Here is an 18,421-nt window from a genome sequence, read left to right on the forward strand (position 1 = left end):
CCCCCCCCCCCCAACACCCCCGCCCCCGGCCCCGCCCCCCGGCGGGGGGCTCGCCGCCCGCGCCGGGGGGCGGGGGCCCCCCCCCCCCCCCCCCCCCCGCGCGTTGTCCCGCGCTCAGTCGTCGTCGCGATCGTGGCTCAGTACCGCGCCGGAGCCCGCGTCCACGCGCACCTCGTAGTCGATGCCGTCGGTGCCGCGCACATCCACCTCCCACACCGTCACGTTGCGGTCGGTGTCCAGTTCGGCGGACTGCACCGTGCCGCCGGGCACCGCCTCGACGGCCTTGGCGGTCGCCTGCTCCCGCGTGACCGCCGGATTCCCTTGCGTGTGAGCCTGATCCGGGCGCACGGCGGCGGCCGCGGTGCCGCCCGAACCGAACGATGTCAGCACCACACCGCCCCCGATGACCGCGACGGCGACAGCGCCGACGAGCATCCAGCGCAGACCGTGCATGATCCGGCGAAGAAAGAGTTCCATGGTCGAACCTCCTGGGGCGGTGATGATCTCCAACGTGGCCCTCACCCTCCCAACCCGGCCCTGAAGCCAACCTGAACGGACCTGAAACCGCCTTCAGGATGCATCTGTCAGGCTAGGAGCCATGCGTTTGCTGATCGTGGAGGATGAGAAGCGTCTCGCCGATACCCTCGCCAAGGGCCTGGAGGCGGAAGGCTTCGCCGTGGATGTCGCCTACGACGGCACCGACGGCCTGCATCTGGCCACCACCGGCGCCCACGATGTGATCATCCTCGACATCATGCTGCCCGGCCGCAACGGCTATCAGGTCTGCGCCGCTCTCCGTGCGGCGGGCCACGAGACGCCGGTGCTGATGCTGACCGCGAAGGACGGCGAGTACGACGAGGCCGAGGGCCTGGACACCGGCGCCGACGACTATCTCCGGAAACCGTTCTCCTACGTGGTGCTGCTGGCCCGCATCCGGGCCCTGCTGCGCCGGCGCACCCGCGGCGGCGTGCCGGTGCTGAACGTCGGCGATCTGAGTCTGGACCCCAACACGCACCGCTGCTGCCGCGGCGCGGAGGAGGTGGTGCTCACCGCCAAGGAGTTCGCGGTGCTCGAGCAGCTCGCGGTGCGCGCCGGTGAGATCGTGTCGAAAGCCGAAATCCTGGAACATGTCTGGGATTTCGCCTACGACGGCGACCCGAACATCGTCGAGGTGTACATCAGCACGTTGCGCCGCAAGATCGACGCGCCGTTCGGCCGGCGGTCGATCACCACCGTGCGCGGCGCGGGCTACCGCTTGGTGGCCGATCGTGCCTGAGTTACGACGCGTGCCGGGTTGGTCGGTCCTGCGGCGGCGACCGCGGTGGTTGAGTTCGGTCCGCGCGCGCACCACGGCGGCCGCCACCGCGGTCGTCGCGGTCGGGCTGGTCGCCGCGGGCGCGGCCGTGCTGGCGGTGTTGCGGCACAACCTGATCGACAGCGCGAGTCTGCAGGCGGAGATGACCGCACGCAACGTCGAGGCGCAACTCGTCCGCGGCGCCGATCCGGCGCAACTCAAGCTGCCCGACGCGGACAATCAACCGGTGCAGGTGGTTTCGGCCGACGGTCAGGTGCTGGCCGCCGAGGACGACAAGCTGCGCGGCGAGCCGTCGATGGCCACCGGCTTCTCCGGCGCCGCGGAGGACGCCGAGGAGGAAGACGACGATGACGACGACGAGCAGCAGGGCGACAAGCCCGGCACCGCGGAGCTGGTGAACTCCTCCTCGGCGAAGGCGCTCGAGCTGCGGAACATGCGGCTCCCGATCGCCGACGACGAGACCGGCAGCCACGACTTCCGGGTCGCCGCCCTGCCCGCGACCGCGTCGGGGCAGCCCGTCACGATCTATGCCGGTGCGTCGCTCGCGACCGCCGACAAGGCCGTCTCCGGCGCCCGCAATGCCATGCTGCTCGGCCTGCCGCCCTTACTCGTGCTGGTCGGTGGCGTCACCTGGCTGGTCACCCGTCGCGCGCTGCGCCCGGTGGAGGCGATCCGCCGCGAACTCGCCGAAATCATGGGTGGTGACCTGACCCGCCGTGTCCCCGAACCGGATTCGCACGACGAGATCGCCCGGCTGGCGGCGACGACCAACGCCACCCTCGCCGCCCTGGAGCAGTCCTCGGAACGTCAGCGCCGGTTCGTCGCCGACGCCGCGCACGAGTTGCGCAGTCCCATCGCCAGCCTGCGCACCCAGCTCGAGGTCGCCCAGGCGCATCCGCACCTGCTCGAGGTGGACGGGTTGATCGCCGACTCGGTGCGGCTCGAACATCTCGCCGCGGACCTACTGCTGCTGGCCCGCCTGGACGCCGGCGAGCGGCCCCGCCGCGAGCCGGTGGACCTGGCGGAGCTGGTGCGAGAGGAACTCGCACACCGCGCCGCGGACGCGCATCCGGTGCTGGCCGACCTGCCCGATCTCCCCGCGCCCCTGCTCGGCAGCCGCATCCAGATCGCTCGCGTGCTGGGCAACCTCGTCGACAACGCGCAGCGTCACGCGGCCACCGCCGTACGGGTCACCGTGCGCCGGACGGGCGGCACGGTGGCGCTGGAGGTCAGCGACGACGGGCGCGGCATCGCGCCCGCCGACCGCGAGCGCGTGTTCCAGCGCTTCGTCCGGCTCGACGATGCGCGCAGCCGCGACGAGGGCGGTGCGGGCCTGGGGCTCGCCATCGTGCGCGATGTGGTCGACCGCCACGGTGGCGAGATCCGGGTGGACGACGGCCCCGCGGGCGGCGCGCGCTTCACCGTGGTGTTCCCCGCCGCGCCGTAGGCGGCCGCCGCGAACTCAGTTGGGCTGCGCCGCATCCACCTTCAGCGTGATCGGGGTGTCCGCCGATACCGAGGTACCCGCGGCGGGTGACTGGTCGGTGATCGTCCAGGCGGTGGTGTGGCTGGACGAATCGTTCATCACGTCCCGCCCGTCGGCCGCGGTGATGGAGCTGATCGCGAAGCACAGGCCCGCGCCGACGACGGTCTCGCCGAGTTGCTTGCCGCGGAAGTCGGGCACCGCCTGCGGCCACGACTGCTCGTTGCAGGGTTTGGCCGCGGGCTGCGCCGCACCGCTCGATGTGGTGGCCGGGGTGGACCCACCGGCCGTCGTGTCCTGCCCGCCGTCCGAGGACCCGCACGCCCCGCAGGCGAGCGCGACGGTCAGGGTGAACACGGATATCGCGATGCGACGCATACGTTTTCCTCTACGTCCACGGACCGGTGCCCGGCCCTCGAGTTGCGTCACGCACCCTAATAGGGGCGGCCGCCACGGCCCGCAGGGGGTAGGAGGAATCATCGCCTGCCGCGGCCGGGCCCGGGGGCCCGGCGCGCAGTGCGTTGGTCGGCGGACCTACGCGGCCGACGGTCGATGCCGGGCGGTGAGGTCCGAGGGCCGCAGCACATCTCGGACCCCACCCGATCGGCGGTGCGATAGACCGCGAGCCGGTGGATTCGTAAGATCCGCCCGCCGAGAATTGTGCCTCCGAAACTTCCGCCCGGCAGTGGTTTTCGCTGTTACGACCTGATGAAAATCCGATAGCGGCATGTTGCGCACCGTGTTCCTTCCGCCACCCGCGACGCTCGATACCCCCGGTGATCGCGGCCACAACCGTGCCGAAACAGTGAAATCCGCCATGGGCGACATCCGAGACAATTCGCTCGCATTCGGACAGAACTCCCGAAAACAATTGCGGCAGAACGTATCAGCGGGACATCCCACGGTATTCGGGCGCCGCCGGCGACCCACACTGCCGGTTGCCGGGCGATTGCGGCGCGACCTACCGTGAATGCGCTGATTACCGAAGAATGGAGAGATTTCCGTGCCGATCATCGACCTCGGGTCGTCCGCCCTGAACCTGGCCAACGTCGTCACCTCGATCGCCGCCAACGTCACCTATATCCTGCAGGCCTGGGGTCTGGCCTAGTTCCGCCCCGCGCGTTTGCCGGGTATTCGTCGCAGCATCCCCGCGGGCCGCTATCCTGGACGCGGGGCCAACGGCACGGGAGGGGATGTTGAATGCCAAGTCTTTCCGCGCGTTTGCAGGACATGATCATTATCGCGAGCCAGTGCGACACCACGGCGGAGGCCGTGGAACTGGCGGAAGTACTGGATCGGCTGGTGCGTGAATTCCGCGTCGGTGTGGACACCGGCGAGGACCGCGTCCGGCTGGTCAGGCTGTGCGCCGAGGCGGGTGTGGCGGTGCGCGACGCCCTGTCACGCACCGGTCCCGCCGACTACGACGAGCCGGAACCACCGCCGCAACCCGCGCGGGTCTCCGAAGAGGAGCCCGTGATCAGTATCGATGGTCCGTTCGGGCTGTCGCCGCAGCGGGTCCGGCTGCAATCCCGCGACGCGGCGTACGACCGCCGCCCGCGGTGACGATCAGCCGAGCAGGTACTGTTCCAGGTGCTCACGCTCGGTCTCCAGCTCGGATATGGCGCTCTTGACCACATCACCGATGCTGACGATGCCGACCATCCGGCCGTCGCGCAGCACCGGCAGATGCCGGATCCGATGATCGGTCATCGTGGTGCGCAGCGTCTCGACGCGGTCGTCGGGCGAGCAGGTGTGCACCACCGTCGTCATGATCTCGGTGACCGGCCGGTCGAGCAGGTCCGGCCCCACCGCGTGCAGGCGGCGGACGATATCTCGCTCGGAGACGATGCCGTCCAGCGCGACGCCGTCCGCCGACACCACCACCGCGCCCACATTCCGCTCGGCCAGCACCGCGAGCAACTCTCGCACCGGCGTCCGCGGTGCGATCGTGACCACGTCGGTCCCCTTCTTGCGCAGGATCTCGGAAATTCGCATAGGTTGCCACCATCCGTTCTTGCCCTTCGGTGCTTCTCAGGATCTCGCGTTTCGGCCGTGACGACCAGCAAAGATTCCGCGCGGGACGATCAACCGGACGGTCAGGTCCCCCGACGCGACCCACCGCAGTCGGCGAACCTGCCCCGGCGCCGGGCACCGCGGACGTAGCATGCGAAAGGTGGCCGATGCGAACCGTCCCGCCGTGCTGCGGGTGCTCGTGTATTCGAGCGAATCCGACACCCGCCGCCAGGTGATGCTGGCGCTGGGCAAACATCCCCATCCCGAGCTGCCGCCGATCGAGTACGTCGAGGTGGCGACCGCGCCCGTACTCGTCCAGCACATGGATGCCGGCGGTATCGACCTGGCGATCCTCGACGGTGAGGCGGCGCCGACCGGCGGGATGGGCCTGGCCAAGCAACTCAAGGACGAACTCGACAGTTGTCCGCCGATCGTGGTGCTCACCGGCCGCGCCGACGACGCCTGGCTCGCGAACTGGTCCCGCGCCGAGGCCGCGGTGCCGCACCCGATCGACCCGTTCCAACTCACCGAGGCGGTGACGGGTCTCCTGCGCAGCCGCTCGGCGGCCTGACGGACGACTCAGCTTCCCCGCGGCGCTTTCCCGAGGGCGGCCGCCGCTGCCGCGACGATCACCAGCCCCGTGCCGAGCCACAGCGCAGCAGCCGGACCTCCACCGTCGACGGCACGGCCCCCGCCGAGCGCGCCGACCGCGATGGCGGCATTGAACACCGCGACGAGGATTGCCGAGGCGGCCTCACGGGCGCCGGGCGCCGCCATCAAGGTCCACGACTGCGTGCTCACCGAGACGCCGCCATAGGCGACACCCCACACCAGCAGCAGCAGCGCGCCCGCCCACACCGGTGAGCCGCCCGCACACGCCAGCACGGCCATCGCGGCGGCCAGTCCCGCGCAGATGATCAGCACAGCGCGCCGCGGTGCACGCGATGCAATCCTGCCGAACAGGAAAGTACCCAGTACACCGGCGATTCCGTAGCCGAGCAGTAGCGCGCTCACCGTGGCGGCGTCGGCGTGCGTCCGCTGTTCGAGCACCGGCCGGATATAGGTGTAGGCGGCGAAATGACCGGCGACGAGCAACGCCACCACGATCATGCCGGTGCGCAAGCGGGTGTCGGCCAGCAGCCGCGGCAGTTCGGTCAGTGAGACGCCCCGCTCGGGCGGCAGCGCGGGCAGGATCGCGGCCGCTGTCACGGCGACCAGCAGTGCCAGGACCGCGGCCGCGGCGAAGGCCGACCGCCAGCCCGCGAGCGCCCCGAGATACGTGCCTGCCGGGACGCCCAGCACCGAGGCGACGGCGATCCCGCTGAAGATCACCGAGGTGGCCGCCCCGACCGATCGCGGCGGCACCAGCCGCACCCCGAGACTGCCCGAGATCGCCCATACCCCGCCCATGCCGACGCCGACCAGCACCCGGCCCGCCACCAGCACCGCGAAATTCGGGGCCACCGCGCACAGCAGATTGCCCGCCGCCACCACGAGCAGCAGCACCGGCAGGGATCGCCGTCGATCGATCCGGCCCAGCGCCGCCATCAGCAACGGCGCGGTCATCGCCAGCAGTCCGGTGATCGTCAGCGCGAGTCCGGCCAGTCCGCCGGAGACGCGCAGCGCCTCGCTCATCGGCGTGAGCAGGCCGACGGGGAGCATCTCCGAGGTCACTACGGTGAAGGTGCCCACCGCCACCACCGCCACCGCGGTCCACCGGCGCGACGAAAGATGATGCGGTGCAGCGCTTTCCGTATCGATCGTATCGATTTCCGTCATAGCACCAGCCAACCGGCCGCATCCGCGCGGAACAACGGCGATGTGCTCATCCTTCTATTAGCCGGACTCATCGACCGAGGGAGAGGCGCTCGACGGCATGGACCTGCGCGAACTGGAGGCCTTCCTGGCCGTGGCCGAGGAACTGCACTTCGGCCGGGCCGGGGCCCGGCTGTACGTGTCACAGAGCCGGGTGTCGCAGCTGCTGCGGTCGCTGGAGCACCGCATCGGCGGGCGGCTGGTCGAGCGCACCAGCCGCCGGGTGAGCCTCACTCCGCTGGGGCGGCAACTGTTTCCGGAGTTGCGCACCGCCTACGACCGATTGCGCGCCACCCTCGATTCGGCCTGCGCGACGGCGCAGGGCGTGCGCGGTGTGCTGCGGGTCGGATTCCAGGGCAGCGCGGACGAACGAATCCTGGCCGCCCTCGCCACGTTCCGGGACACGCACGCCGAATGCACCGTCGAGTTGGTGGAGATTCCGTACGCCGATCCGTTCGGTCCGGTGCGACGCCACGAGGTGGACACCGCTCTCGCGCTGCTGCCGATCGCCGAGGCCGATCTCGTCGTCGGGCCGGTGCTGCCGGCCCGGCCGCAGGTGCTCGTGCTTCCCGTCGCGCACCCGCTCGCGTCGCGGGAGACCCTGGCCGCCGCGGAACTCGCCGAGTGCCCGCTGATCGGGATCGCCGACACCGCGCCGCGGTACTGGCGCGACGCCCACGCCCCGCGCCGCACACCCGACGGCCGCGAGATACCCGCCGGGCCCGCGGTATTCACGACCCAGGAGGCGATCGCCGCCGTGGCGGCCGGGCGCGGCGGACTGTTGCTGTGCGACACCACGGCGGCCTACCATCGGCGGCCGGACCTCACCTGTGTTCCGGTGCACGGCATCCCGGACTCCCGGGTCGCGCTGATTTGGCATCGCGATCGAGACAGCGGACGCGTGCACGCTTTCGCGCGCGCTCTCGCTGTCACCTGACGGCCTCATTCTGCCGGTTCAGTCATAAGTGCCAGTTCCGAATTCGATCAAAGAGCGCCCGCAAACGGCACGCATTCAGAAAGATCAGTTGTAGGCTGTGCCCAAGCTCACACCAGTGCGGGCGTCGATATGAGCCCCGTTCGTCCGGTTCTCCCCTATCGTCCGCACCCCGCTGAGCCATGCCCTGGGGCGCGACTGGCCCGGCAGACGACGATGTCAGCCCGCCTCGGCAACTGCCGGCTGTGTCCGCAAGGGAAGGGGTAGTGCAGTTGTGAACACCGAGGTACCAACCCTTGTGCTGGGCGCGATCGCGGCGGCGTTCGCGGTCATCTCCGTCCTGCTGGCCGCGGTGATCGGCCCCAAGCGCTACAACCGCGCCAAACTCGAGGCCTACGAGTGCGGTATCGAGCCGACGCCGCATGCCGTCGGCGGCGGGCCGGGAAATGCTGCGGGGCAGCGGTTTCCGGTGAAGTACTACCTCACCGCGATGCTGTTCATCATCTTCGACATCGAGATCGTGTTCCTGTACCCGTGGGCGGTCCACTTCGACGCGCTCGGGGTCTTCGGTCTCGCCGCCATGGCCCTGTTCATCTTCAACGTCTCGGTCGCCTACGCCTACGAGTGGCGGCGCGGCGGATTGAGCTGGGACTGAGAAGCACCCACCCCGTACACGGAAGCGAGTCAGTCCGAATGGGTCTCGAGGAGAAGTTGCCCAGCGGGTTTCTGCTGAGCACGGTCGAACAGTTCGCCGGTTTCATGCGTAAGGGCTCGCTGTGGCCCGCCACGTTCGGGCTGGCCTGCTGCGCGATCGAGATGATGGCCACCGGCGGCGGGCGCTTCGACAGCGCCCGCTTCGGCATGGAGGTGTTCCGCGCCTCGCCGCGCCAGGCCGATCTGATGATCGTGGCGGGCCGGGTGAGCCAGAAGATGGCCCCGGTGCTGCGCCAGGTCTACGACCAGATGACCGAGCCGAAATGGGTGCTGGCCATGGGCGTGTGCGCCTCCTCCGGCGGCATGTTCAACAACTACGCCATCGTGCAGGGCGTGGATCACGTTGTGCCCGTGGACATCTACCTGCCCGGCTGCCCGCCCCGCCCGGAGATGCTGCTGCACGCGATCTTGAAACTGCACGAGAAGATCCAGGAGATGCCGCTCGGGGTGAACCGCGAGGAGGCCGTGCGCGCGGCCGAGCAGGCCGCGCTGGCCGTCACCCCGACCATCCAGATGACGGGATTGCTGCGATGACATTCGATTCTCCCCGGGGCGCCGAGGACCCGCCGGACACCCCCGCCGCCGCCACTCCCGACGGCACCGGTCAGGACCAGGCACAACTCGCCGAACAGGACCAGCGCGCCGAACCCGGCGACGAGGTGGTCGGCGTGCGCCGCGGCATGTTCGGCGTCACCGGCACCGGCGACACCTCCGGCTACGGACGGTTGGTGCGCTCGGTCGGCCTGCCCGGCGGCACCCCGCCCCCGTACGGCGGCTACTTCGACGAGCTGGTCGACACACTGCGTGAAGCCTTGCCGGACAACGGGTTCACCGAGTCGATCGAGAAGATCGTGGTGTTCCGCGGCGAGCTGACCCTGCATGTGCGGCGCGAACACCTGCCGCGGGTCGCTCAGGCCCTGCGCGACGACGCTGCGCTGCGTTTCGAATTGTGCCTCGGCGTGAGCGGCGTGCACTACCCCGAGGACACGGAGCGCGAACTGCACGCCGTCTACCCACTCATGTCGATCACTCATAACCGGCGACTACGACTCGAGGTGTCGGCGCCCGACGCCGACCCGCACATCCCCTCGCTCTACTCCGTGTATCCCACCACGGATTGGCACGAGCGCGAGACCTACGACTTCTTCGGCATCCTGTTCGACGGTCACCCCGCCCTGACCCGGATCACGATGCCCGACGACTGGCGCGGACACCCCCAGCGCAAGGACTACCCGCTCGGCGGCATCCCGGTCGAGTACAAGGGCGCCCGCATCCCGGCGCCGGACCAGCGGAGGGCGTACAGCTGATGAACGACATCGACACCCGGCGCGAGGGCGCCGACACCTACACGCGCCCAACGCCTCCCGAGCGGGTCGTCACGGTCGCGGGCCAGGACTGGGACGACGTGCGCGAGGCCCTCGGCGGCGCCGCCGAGGAACGCATCGTCGTCAATATGGGCCCCCAGCATCCCTCCACCCACGGCGTGCTGCGGCTGATCCTGGAGATCGAGGGCGAGACGGTCACCGAGGCCCGGTGCGGCATCGGCTACCTGCACACCGGCATCGAGAAGAATCTCGAGTTCCGCAATTGGGTGCAGGGCGTCACCTTCGTCACCCGGATGGACTACCTCTCGCCGTTCTTCAACGAGACGGCCTACTGCCTGAGCGTGGAGAAGCTGCTCGACATCACCCACGCGATTCCCGAGCGCGCCACCGTGATCCGCGTGCTGCTGATGGAACTCAACCGGATCTCCTCGCATCTGGTCGCGCTGGCCACCGGTGGCATGGAACTGGGCGCGCTGACCCCGATGCTTTTCGGGTTCCGTGAGCGCGAGCTGATCCTCGACGTCTTCGAGACCATCACCGGCCTGCGCATGAATCACGCCTACATCCGGCCCGGCGGCGTCGCCCAGGACCTGCCCGACAACGGCGTGCAGAAGGTCCGGGAGTTGCTGGCGCTGTTGCCGAAACGGCTGCGCGACATGGAATTGCTGCTCAACGAGAACCCGATCTGGAAGGCCCGCACCCGCGGCGTCGGCTATCTGGATCTGGCCGGTTGCATGGCCCTGGGGATCACCGGCCCGGTGCTGCGCTCCACCGGACTGCCGCACGATCTCCGCAAGTCCCAGCCCTACTGCGGCTACGAGAACTACGAGTTCGACGTCATGACCGACACCGGCGCCGACTGCTACGGCCGCTACCTCATCCGGGTCAACGAGATGAAGGAGTCGGTGAAGATCGTCGAACAGTGCCTCGACAAGCTGCGGCCCGGCCCGGTCATGGTGGACGACAAGAAGATTGCCTGGCCCGCCGACCTGAAACTGGGCCCCGACGGGCTCGGCAACTCCGCCCAGCACATCGGCAAGATCATGGGCACCTCCATGGAGGCGCTGATCCATCACTTCAAGCTCGTCACCGAGGGCATGCGCGTGCCGCCCGGCCAGGTGTACACCGCGGTCGAGTCGCCGCGCGGCGAGCTCGGCGTGCACATGGTCTCCGACGGCGGCACCCGGCCGTTCCGGGTGCACTACCGCGATCCCTCGTTCACGAATCTGCAGGCCGTCGCGGCGATGTGTGAGGGCGGCATGGTCGCCGACGTCATCGCCGCCGTCGCCAGCATCGACCCGGTGATGGGTGGTGTCGATCGATGACCGAAGTCCTGCTGCAACTGACCACGCGGCCGGCCCCGTATCCCGCGGAGGTGCACGACCGCCTCGAGCTGGAGGCCAAGCAGATCATCGACTGCTACCCGCAGCCGCGGTCGGCGCTGCTGCCGCTGCTGCATCTGGTGCAGAGCGTGGAGGGCTACGTCTCCGGCACCGGCATCGGATTCTGCGCCGAGCAGTTGGGTCTCACCGACGCCGAGGTGACCGCGGTCGCCACCTTCTACTCCATGTACCGCCGCACCCCGACCGGGAACTTCCACGTCGGGGTCTGCACCAACACGCTGTGCGCGGTCATGGGCGGCGACGAGATCTTCGCGGACCTGCAGGCGCACTTGGGTATTCGGCACGGCGAGACCACCTCCGACGGCGCCGTCACCCTCGAGCACATCGAATGCAACGCCGCCTGCGACTACGCCCCCGTGGTGATGGTCAACTGGGAGTTCTTCGACAACCAGACCCCGGAGTCGGCCCGCGCGCTGGTGGACGCGCTGCGCGACGGCGAGCAGGTCACGGCCGCGCGCAGCGGCGCGCCCCTGTGTACATTCCGCGAAACCGCCCGCATCCTGGCCGGTTTCCCCGACGACCGGCCGGGCGCCAACGACGGCGAGCCCGGGGAGGCCACTCTCGCGGGCCTGCGCGTCGCCCGCGAGGCCGCCACGGCGGAGCAGTCAGCGCCCGGTGATTCCGGAGGTGCGCGGTGACCCTCGCCCCCGTCCTCACCCGCTACTGGGACGCACCGCAGTCCTGGACGCTGGACACCTATCGCCGCCACGACGGCTACCGCGCCCTGCCCAAGGCCCTCGGGCTACAGCCGGACGAGGTCATCGCCACCGTGAAGGACGCGGGTTTGCGCGGCCGCGGCGGCGCGGGCTTCCCCACCGGCATGAAATGGGGTTTCATCCCCCAGGGCCCCGGCCCCGACGGCACCACCAAACCGCACTACCTGGTGGTCAACGCCGACGAGTCGGAACCGGGTACCTGCAAGGACATTCCGCTCATGCTGGCCACCCCGCACGTGCTCGTCGAGGGCGTCATCATCGCGGCCTACGCCATCCGAGCCTCGCACGCGTTCATCTACGTGCGCGGCGAGGTGCTCCCGGTGCTGCGACGGCTGCGGGCGGCGGTGCAGGAGGCCTACGACGCCGGCTATCTCGGCCACGACATCCTCGGCTCCGGATACGACCTGGAACTGATCGTGCACGCCGGAGCGGGCGCCTACATCTGCGGCGAGGAGACCGCGCTGCTCGATTCCCTGGAGGGCCGCCGCGGCCAGCCCCGGCTGCGCCCGCCCTTCCCGGCCGTCGCCGGTCTCTACGCCTGCCCGACCGTGGTCAACAATGTCGAATCCATTGCCAGCGTGCCGCCGATCATCCTCAACGGCATCGACTGGTTTCGTTCCATGGGCAGCGAGAAGTCGCCCGGCTTCACGCTCTACTCGCTGTCGGGGCATGTCGCCCGGCCGGGACAGTACGAGGCGCCGCTCGGCGTCACCCTGCGTGAGCTGCTCGGCTACGCCGGTGGCGTGCGGCGCGGGCATCGACTGAAGTTCTGGACGCCCGGCGGCTCGTCCACTCCGCTGTTCACCGACGAGCACCTCGACGTGCCGCTGGACTACGAGAACGTGGCCGCGGCCGGATCCATGCTGGGCACCAAGGCATTACAGATCTTCGACGACACCACCTGCGTGGTGCGCGCGGTACTGCGCTGGACCGAGTTCTACGCCCACGAATCGTGCGGGAAGTGCACGCCGTGCCGGGAGGGCACCTACTGGCTGGTGCAGTTGCTGCAACGGCTGGAGGCCGGCGGCGGCGCCGCGGCCGACCTCGACAAGCTGCTCGACATCGCCGACAACATCAACGGCAAGTCGTTCTGCGCGCTCGGCGACGGCGCGGCCAGCCCGATCGTGTCGTCGCTGAAGTACTTCCGCGCCGAATACGAGGAGCATCTGCGCCTGGGCGCCTGCCCGTTCGATCCGGCTCGATCGACGGCCTGGGCGGACGCCGCGGAGAGCGCGCGATGAACCGAGTCCCGTCATTCCCAGGAGGCCTGCCATGACCGCGACTGTCTCGAACAGCGACAGCGATGTGGTGCCCCAGGATCTGGTGAGCGTCACCATCGACGGCACCACCGTCAGCGTGCCCGCCGGCACGCTGCTGATCCGCGCCGCCGAACTCGTCGGCATCCAGATCCCGCGCTTCTGCGACCATCCGCTGCTCGACCCGGTCGGCGCCTGTCGGCAATGCCTGGTGGAGGTCGAGGGCCAGCGCAAGCCCGTGGCCTCCTGCACGATGGCGGTCACCGACGGCATGGTGGCGCACACCCAGCTCAGCTCGCCCGCGGCCGAGAAGGCGCAGGAGGGCGTGATGGAGCTGCTGCTGATCAATCATCCGCTGGACTGCCCGGTGTGCGACAAGGGCGGCGAATGCCCGCTGCAGAACCAGGCGATGTCCAACGGCCGCGCCGAATCCCGCTTCGAAGGCGTGAAACGCACGTACCCCAAACCGCTTCCGCTGTCGGCCGCGGTCTTGCTGGACCGGGAGCGCTGCGTGCTGTGCGCGCGCTGCACCCGCTTCTCCCAGCAGGTCGCGGGCGACCCGTTCATCGAATTGATGGATCGTGGCGCGCTGGAACAGGTCGGCGTCGCCGAGGGGCAGCCGATGGACTCCTACTTCTCCGGCAACACCGTGCAGATCTGCCCGGTCGGGGCGCTCACCGGCACCGCCTACCGGTTCCGCGCCCGCCCCTTCGACCTGGTGTCCAGCCCCGCGGTGTGCGAGCACTGCGCGTCGGGCTGCGCACAGCGCACCGACCACCGTCGCGGAAAGGTGCTGCGCCGCTTGGCCGGTGACGATCCGCAGGTGAACGAGGAGTGGAACTGCGACAAGGGCCGCTGGGCATTCGCCTACGCCACCGAGCCCGACCGGATCACCACACCCCTGATACGCGACTGGGACGGCACCCTGGCCCCGGCGTCCTGGTCCGAGGCGCTCGCGCGCGCGGCCGAAGGGCTCGCGGCGGCCCGGGGCGACGCCGGCGTCCTGGTCGGTGGCCGCGCCACGCTCGAAGACGCCTACGCCTACACCAAGTTCGCGCGGATCGCCCTGGGCACCAACGACATCGACTTCCGCGCCCGCGCCCACTCGGCGGAGGAGGCCGACTTCCTGGCCGCCCGTGTCGCGGGCCGCGGCATGGCGGTCGACTACGCGGCGCTGGAGACCGCGCCGGTGGTGCTGCTGGCCGGGTTCGAGCCGGAAGAAGAATCGCCGATCGTGTATCTGCGGCTGCGCAAGGCGGCCCGCAAGCACGGTCTGCGGGTGTATTCCGTTGCGCCGTACGCGAGTAGGGGCCTGGAGCGGATGTCGGGCACGCTGCTCCCGGCCGCGCCCGGACGCGAAGCGCACGTGCTCGACACGCTCGCCTCCCTCCGGCCGGCCGCACCGGATGTGCCCGATCAGGTCTCGGAACTCGGCCGGCTGCTCCGCACACCCGGCGCCGTGATCCTGGTCGGCGAACGGCTCGCCACCGCACCGGGCGCCCTCTCCGCCGCACTCCGCCTGGCCGAGGCCACGGGCGCGGCGACGGCCTGGGTCCCGCGCCGCGCGGGCGAACGCGGCGCCGTCGAGGCGGGCGCGCTGCCCGGCCTGCTGCCCGGCGGCCGCCCCGTCGCCGATGCCCGCGCGCGCCAGCAGCTTCGCACCGCCTGGAACGTCGACGATCTCCCGGCCGAGCCGGGCCGCGACACCTCTGAAATACTCGCCGCCGCAGCGCATCTCGGCGCGCTGGTGATCGGCGGGGTGGAGGTCGCCGACCTGCCCGACCCGGCGGCCGCCCTCGCCGCGCTCGATGCCGCGCGTTTCGTGGTCAGCCTCGAACTGCGGCGCAGCGCGGTCACCGATCGCGCCGACGTCGTCTTCCCGGTGGCGTCCACGATGGAGAAGGCGGGCACCTTCCTCACCTGGGAGGGGCGCAACCGCCAGTTCGACGCCGCCCTCGCCGACCCCACCGTCCGCCGCGCGGCCGCGCCGCTCGCCGACCACCGGGTCCTGCACGCGATCGCCGACGAGATGGGCATCCCGATCGGCCTGCCCGACATCACCTCGGCCCGAGCCGAACTCGCCGATCTCGGGGTCTGGGACGGCGAGCCGGTCCCCGCGCCCACCCGGCCGCCGCAGGCCGCCCCGCACACCGCACCCGGCACCGCCGTCCTCGCGGGCTGGCGGATGCTGCTGGACCGCGGCCGCCTGCAGGACGGCGAACCGAACCTGGCCGCCACCGCCCACCCGCCCGTGGTGCGCCTGTCGCGCGAGACCGCCGACGAGATCGGTGCGGCCGCAGGCGATCCGGTGCGGGTGAGCACCGACCACGGCCACATCACCCTGCCGCTGGCGATCACCGAGATGCCCGGCCGCGTCGTGTGGCTGCCGCTCAACTCCCCCGGGTCGGTGGTGTCCGAGCAACTCGCCGCCATCCCCGGCCACCTCGTGCGCATCCGACGGGAGGACCACCGTGAGTGATCTGAGTATGTTCGGCCACGACCCGTGGTGGCTGATCCTGCTGAAGTCCGTCGGCATCTTCGTCTTCCTGCTGAGCATCCCGCTGCTGGGCGTGCTCATCGAGCGCAAGGTGGTCGCCTGGATGCAGATGCGGGTCGGCCCCAATCGGGTAGGCCCGCGCGGCACCCTGCAGTCGCTGGCCGACGGCGCGAAGATGCTCCTCAAAGAGGACATCATCCCCACCATTGTGGACCGGCCGATCTACATCCTGGCGCCGATCATCGCGCTGATCCCGTCGGTCATGGCGTTCGCGGTGATCCCGCTGGGACCCGAGGTGTCGATCTTCGGCACGCGAACTCCGTTGCAGCTCACCGACATGCCGGTCGGCGTGCTGTACATCCTGGCGATGGCCTCGGTCGGGGTCTACGGCATCGTGCTCGCGGGCTGGGCCTCGGGCTCGACCTACCCGCTGCTCGGCGGCCTGCGCTCGACCGCGCAGGTCATCTCCTACGAGATCGCGATGGCCGCCTGCTTCGCCGCGGTGTTCCTGCTGGCCGGAACGATGTCCACCTCGGGCATCGTCGAAAGCCAGTGGGGCACCTGGAACGTCTTCCTGCTGCTGCCGTCGTTCCTGATCTACGCGGTGTCGATGGTCGGCGAGACCAACCGGGCGCCGTTCGATCTGCCCGAGGCCGAGGGTGAGCTGGTCGGCGGCTTCCACACCGAGTACTCCTCGCTGAAGTTCGCCATGTTCATGATGGCCGAGTACATCAACATGGGCACGGTGTCGGCGCTGGCCACCACGCTGTTCTTCGGCGGCTGGCACGCGCCGTTCCCGCTGAGCCTGTGGGCGGGCGCCAATTCCGGGTGGTGGCCGATCCTGTGGTTCACCGCCAAGGTGTGGACCTTCCTGTTCGTGTTCATCTGGCTGCGGGGCACGCTGCCCCGGCTGCGCTACGACCAGTTCATGAACCTGGGCTGGAAGCTGCTGATCCCGGTGTCGCTGCTCTGGGTGATGATCGTGGCGACGCTCAAGGTGTTGCAGGACAACGGCACCCACATCGAGACCGCCGGGCTGGTGATCGGCGGGATCGTGCTGTCGCTGCTGCTGATCGGTGTCATGCTGCGCGCCGGGCACAAGGGCGACGACCGTGCTGCCGAGGGCGAACCCGCCGCGGCCGAGCCGTACGCGGGCTTCCCGGTGCCGCCGATGCCGCCCCCGCCCGAACGGCAGGGGCCCAAGCCCGGCCTGCTCGAGCCGCTCGCCGGATTCGCCGTCACCTTCGGGACCATGTTCAAGGAGAAGAACACCGAGTTCTATCCCGAGGAGAAGGTCCCGACCGCGCCGCGCTACCACGGCCGCCACCAGCTCAACCGGCACCCGGACGGGCTGGAGAAATGCATCGGCTGCGAACTGTGCGCCTGGGCCTGCCCCGCCGACGCCATCTACGTCGAGGGCGCCGACAACACCGAGGGCGAGCGCTTCTCCCCCGGCGAGCGGTACGGGCGGGTCTACCAGATCAACTACCTGCGCTGCATCGGCTGCGGACTGTGCATCGAGGCGTGCCCCACCCGCGCGCTGACCATGACCAACGAGTACGAACTCGCCGACGCCAGCCGCGCGGACCTCATCTACGAGAAGGACCGCCTGCTCGCCCCGCTGGAACCGGGGATGCAACCGGCGCCGCACCCGGCCTATCCGGGCGCGACGGACGAGGACTACTACCTCGGCAACGTCCCGGCCGCGCCGGGCACGCCGCAGGACACCGGGCTGCGCCGCACCGACCTCGGCATGCCCGCCGTCCCGCCGTCCGGCGCCGCGGCGCCCGAGCCCGCCGCGGCCGGTGCGGAAGGAGCGTCATGATGAATACCCTTGCCGCCGAGGCGATCACACGCACCTCCACCGGCGAGGCCGTGACGTTCTGGATCCTCGCGGTCGTCGCGGTCGTCGGCGCACTGGGCATGGTGTGCGCACGCAAGGCGGTGCATTCGGCGCTGTGCCTGGCGGCCACCATGATCACGCTGTCGGTCTTCTACATCGCCCAGAACGCACTGTTCCTGGGCGTGGTGCAGATCGTGGTCTACACCGGCGCGGTGATGATGCTGTTCCTGTTCGTGCTGATGCTCGTCGGCGTCGACTCCTCGGAGTCGCTGCGGGAGACGCTGCGCGGGCATCGCGTCGCGGCCGTCGTGGTGGGCCTCGGCTTCGGGGCGCTGCTGATCGCCGCCATCGCCCGAGGCGTGCACGACGATGCGGCCGCACCGGTGGGGCCCGGCTTCGGCCGCGACACCATCGCGGCGCTGGCCGAGCTGATCTTCGTGCGCTACGTGTGGGCCTTCGAGCTGACCGGCGCACTGCTGATCACCGCGACCATCGGCGCCATGGTGCTGGCGCATCGCGAGCGTTTCGGCCCGCGCACCGATCAGCGGGAGCTGTCGAAACGCCGGGTGCGCGAGGGGAAGCAGGTCACGCCGCTGCCCACGCCCGGTGTCTACGCCCGGCACAACGCGGTCGACGTACCTGCCCGACTGCCGGACGGCTCGTTCGCCGCACTGTCGGTCAGCACTATCCTGCGGCACCGCCGCCACCGCGCGCATACCGAGGCCGCGGCCATCGGCGTGCGGAATGCGAACGGCGACAACGGTTCCGACGACAACCCCACGCACGGCTGAGAGAGAGGCTCTGCGGTGAATCCGGACAACTACCTGTATCTGTCCGCGCTGCTGTTCACCATCGGCGCGGCCGGTGTACTGGTGCGGCGCAACGCGATCGTGGTGTTCATGTGCATCGAGTTGATGCTGAACGCGGTCAATCTGGCCTTCGTGACCTTCGCCCGGGAACGCGCGAACCTGGACGGCCAGGTGTACGCGTTCTTCACGATGGTGGTCGCCGCCGCCGAGGTCGTGGTCGGCCTGGCCATCATCATGACCATCTTCCGCGCCCGCCGCTCGACCTCGGTCGACGACGCCAACCTGCTGAAGTACTGAC

General features: G+C 70.0%; 19 protein-coding genes. 15 read left to right on the forward strand and 4 right to left on the reverse strand.

Annotation, left to right across the window (positions count from 1 at the left end):
- Positions 1-114: 114 nt before the first annotated feature.
- The gene (locus QH470_RS36110) at positions 115-477 is read right to left on the reverse strand and encodes a PepSY domain-containing protein (protein ID WP_280276891.1); all 363 of its coding nucleotides are present in this window, start codon (positions 475-477) and stop codon (positions 115-117) included.
- 121 nt (positions 478-598) lie between these two features.
- On the opposite strand from QH470_RS36110, the gene QH470_RS36115 reads away from it, so the two are divergent.
- Both QH470_RS36115 and QH470_RS36120 read left to right on the forward strand, forming a co-directional pair.
- Entirely contained in the window at positions 599-1,276 is a 678-nt protein-coding gene (locus tag QH470_RS36115) for a response regulator (protein ID WP_280276892.1), read from the forward strand.
- Entirely contained in the window at positions 1,269-2,762 is a 1,494-nt protein-coding gene (locus QH470_RS36120; RefSeq protein WP_280276893.1) for a sensor histidine kinase, read from the forward strand. The genes QH470_RS36115 and QH470_RS36120 overlap by 8 nt, the downstream gene beginning before the upstream one ends.
- Positions 2,763-2,777: 15 nt before the next feature.
- On the opposite strand, the gene QH470_RS36125 is transcribed toward QH470_RS36120, so the two are convergent.
- Positions 2,778-3,176 (reverse strand): PASTA domain-containing protein, encoded by a 399-nt coding sequence (locus tag QH470_RS36125; RefSeq protein ID WP_280276894.1) that lies wholly within the window; start codon positions 3,174-3,176, stop codon positions 2,778-2,780.
- Between the two features lie 822 nt (positions 3,177-3,998).
- Here QH470_RS36125 and QH470_RS36130 point away from each other — a divergent pair.
- On the forward strand, positions 3,999-4,361 hold the full coding sequence (locus QH470_RS36130; protein WP_280276895.1) for a hypothetical protein: 363 nt from the start codon (positions 3,999-4,001) through the stop codon (positions 4,359-4,361).
- Between the two features lie 3 nt (positions 4,362-4,364).
- On the opposite strand, the gene QH470_RS36135 is transcribed toward QH470_RS36130, so the two are convergent.
- Positions 4,365-4,793 (reverse strand): CBS domain-containing protein, encoded by a 429-nt coding sequence (locus QH470_RS36135; RefSeq protein ID WP_280276896.1) that lies wholly within the window; start codon positions 4,791-4,793, stop codon positions 4,365-4,367.
- Between the two features lie 169 nt (positions 4,794-4,962).
- Between QH470_RS36135 and QH470_RS36140 the strand changes: the two genes are divergently transcribed.
- Entirely contained in the window at positions 4,963-5,382 is a 420-nt protein-coding gene (locus QH470_RS36140; protein ID WP_280276897.1) for an Rv3143 family two-component system response regulator, read from the forward strand.
- Positions 5,383-5,390: 8 nt separating this feature from the next.
- Here the strand turns inward: QH470_RS36140 and QH470_RS36145 are convergent, their stop codons facing one another.
- Positions 5,391-6,590, reverse strand: a complete 1,200-nt coding sequence (locus QH470_RS36145) for an MFS transporter (RefSeq protein WP_280276898.1) — start codon at positions 6,588-6,590, stop codon at positions 5,391-5,393.
- A gap of 97 nt (positions 6,591-6,687) precedes the next feature.
- On the opposite strand from QH470_RS36145, the gene QH470_RS36150 reads away from it, so the two are divergent.
- The 11 genes from QH470_RS36150 to nuoK all read left to right on the forward strand — a co-directional run bounded on the left by QH470_RS36150 (position 6,688) and on the right by nuoK (position 18,420).
- Positions 6,688-7,563, forward strand: coding sequence for a LysR family transcriptional regulator (locus tag QH470_RS36150; protein WP_280276899.1), 876 nt, complete (start codon positions 6,688-6,690; stop codon positions 7,561-7,563).
- Between the two features lie 271 nt (positions 7,564-7,834).
- Entirely contained in the window at positions 7,835-8,215 is a 381-nt protein-coding gene (locus QH470_RS36155; RefSeq protein WP_187688723.1) for an NADH-quinone oxidoreductase subunit A, read from the forward strand.
- Positions 8,216-8,253: 38 nt separating this feature from the next.
- Positions 8,254-8,808 carry a NuoB/complex I 20 kDa subunit family protein gene (locus tag QH470_RS36160; RefSeq protein ID WP_280276900.1) on the forward strand — a complete coding sequence of 185 codons (555 nt, stop codon included), beginning with the start codon at positions 8,254-8,256 and terminating at the stop codon, positions 8,806-8,808.
- Positions 8,805-9,581 carry an NADH-quinone oxidoreductase subunit C gene (locus tag QH470_RS36165; RefSeq protein WP_280276901.1) on the forward strand — a complete coding sequence of 259 codons (777 nt, stop codon included), beginning with the start codon at positions 8,805-8,807 and terminating at the stop codon, positions 9,579-9,581. The genes QH470_RS36160 and QH470_RS36165 overlap by 4 nt, the downstream gene beginning before the upstream one ends.
- Positions 9,581-10,924 carry an NADH dehydrogenase (quinone) subunit D gene (gene nuoD / locus QH470_RS36170; RefSeq protein WP_280276902.1) on the forward strand — a complete coding sequence of 448 codons (1,344 nt, stop codon included), beginning with the start codon at positions 9,581-9,583 and terminating at the stop codon, positions 10,922-10,924. Before QH470_RS36165 ends, nuoD begins: the two co-directional genes overlap by 1 nt.
- On the forward strand, positions 10,921-11,640 hold the full coding sequence (gene nuoE, locus QH470_RS36175; RefSeq protein WP_280276903.1) for an NADH-quinone oxidoreductase subunit NuoE: 720 nt from the start codon (positions 10,921-10,923) through the stop codon (positions 11,638-11,640). Before nuoD ends, nuoE begins: the two co-directional genes overlap by 4 nt.
- On the forward strand, positions 11,637-12,959 hold the full coding sequence (gene nuoF / locus QH470_RS36180) for an NADH-quinone oxidoreductase subunit NuoF (protein ID WP_280276904.1): 1,323 nt from the start codon (positions 11,637-11,639) through the stop codon (positions 12,957-12,959). Before nuoE ends, nuoF begins: the two co-directional genes overlap by 4 nt.
- A 31-nt stretch (positions 12,960-12,990) precedes the next feature.
- Positions 12,991-15,453: an NADH-quinone oxidoreductase subunit G gene (locus QH470_RS36185; protein WP_280276905.1), complete on the forward strand. Its 2,463-nt coding sequence runs from the start codon at positions 12,991-12,993 to the stop codon at positions 15,451-15,453.
- Positions 15,454-15,460: 7 nt separating this feature from the next.
- Positions 15,461-17,296: an NADH-quinone oxidoreductase subunit NuoH gene (nuoH, locus tag QH470_RS38395; protein ID WP_425302845.1), complete on the forward strand. Its 1,836-nt coding sequence runs from the start codon at positions 15,461-15,463 to the stop codon at positions 17,294-17,296.
- Positions 17,296-18,105, forward strand: coding sequence for an NADH-quinone oxidoreductase subunit J (locus QH470_RS36200; RefSeq protein WP_425302846.1), 810 nt, complete (start codon positions 17,296-17,298; stop codon positions 18,103-18,105). The genes nuoH and QH470_RS36200 overlap by 1 nt, the downstream gene beginning before the upstream one ends.
- Before the next feature lie 15 nt (positions 18,106-18,120).
- Positions 18,121-18,420: an NADH-quinone oxidoreductase subunit NuoK gene (gene nuoK, locus QH470_RS36205; RefSeq protein WP_040748232.1), complete on the forward strand. Its 300-nt coding sequence runs from the start codon at positions 18,121-18,123 to the stop codon at positions 18,418-18,420.
- Position 18,421: the final 1 nt, after the last annotated feature.

Source organism: Nocardia wallacei, assembly GCF_029868745.1.
GTDB lineage: Bacteria > Actinomycetota > Actinomycetes > Mycobacteriales > Mycobacteriaceae > Nocardia > Nocardia wallacei_B.

Excerpts from the sequence above, each read along its gene's own strand:
- QH470_RS36110 (WP_280276891.1), bottom strand. The coding sequence starts at position 477 with ATGGAACTCTTTCTTCGCCGGATCATGCACGGTCTGCGCTGGATGCTC.
- QH470_RS36115 (WP_280276892.1), top strand. The coding sequence starts at position 599 with ATGCGTTTGCTGATCGTGGAGGATGAGAAGCGTCTCGCCGATACCCTC.
- QH470_RS36125 (WP_280276894.1), bottom strand. The coding sequence starts at position 3,176 with ATGCGTCGCATCGCGATATCCGTGTTCACCCTGACCGTCGCGCTCGCC.
- QH470_RS36130 (WP_280276895.1), top strand. The coding sequence starts at position 3,999 with ATGCCAAGTCTTTCCGCGCGTTTGCAGGACATGATCATTATCGCGAGC.
- QH470_RS36135 (WP_280276896.1), bottom strand. The coding sequence starts at position 4,793 with ATGCGAATTTCCGAGATCCTGCGCAAGAAGGGGACCGACGTGGTCACG.
- QH470_RS36140 (WP_280276897.1), top strand. The coding sequence starts at position 4,963 with ATGCGAAAGGTGGCCGATGCGAACCGTCCCGCCGTGCTGCGGGTGCTC.
- QH470_RS36145 (WP_280276898.1), bottom strand. The coding sequence starts at position 6,590 with ATGACGGAAATCGATACGATCGATACGGAAAGCGCTGCACCGCATCAT.
- QH470_RS36150 (WP_280276899.1), top strand. The coding sequence starts at position 6,688 with ATGGACCTGCGCGAACTGGAGGCCTTCCTGGCCGTGGCCGAGGAACTG.
- QH470_RS36160 (WP_280276900.1), top strand. The coding sequence starts at position 8,254 with ATGGGTCTCGAGGAGAAGTTGCCCAGCGGGTTTCTGCTGAGCACGGTC.
- QH470_RS36165 (WP_280276901.1), top strand. The coding sequence starts at position 8,805 with ATGACATTCGATTCTCCCCGGGGCGCCGAGGACCCGCCGGACACCCCC.
- nuoD (WP_280276902.1), top strand. The coding sequence starts at position 9,581 with ATGAACGACATCGACACCCGGCGCGAGGGCGCCGACACCTACACGCGC.
- nuoE (WP_280276903.1), top strand. The coding sequence starts at position 10,921 with ATGACCGAAGTCCTGCTGCAACTGACCACGCGGCCGGCCCCGTATCCC.
- QH470_RS36185 (WP_280276905.1), top strand. The coding sequence starts at position 12,991 with ATGACCGCGACTGTCTCGAACAGCGACAGCGATGTGGTGCCCCAGGAT.
- nuoH (WP_425302845.1), top strand. The coding sequence starts at position 15,461 with ATGTTCGGCCACGACCCGTGGTGGCTGATCCTGCTGAAGTCCGTCGGC.
- QH470_RS36200 (WP_425302846.1), top strand. The coding sequence starts at position 17,296 with ATGAATACCCTTGCCGCCGAGGCGATCACACGCACCTCCACCGGCGAG.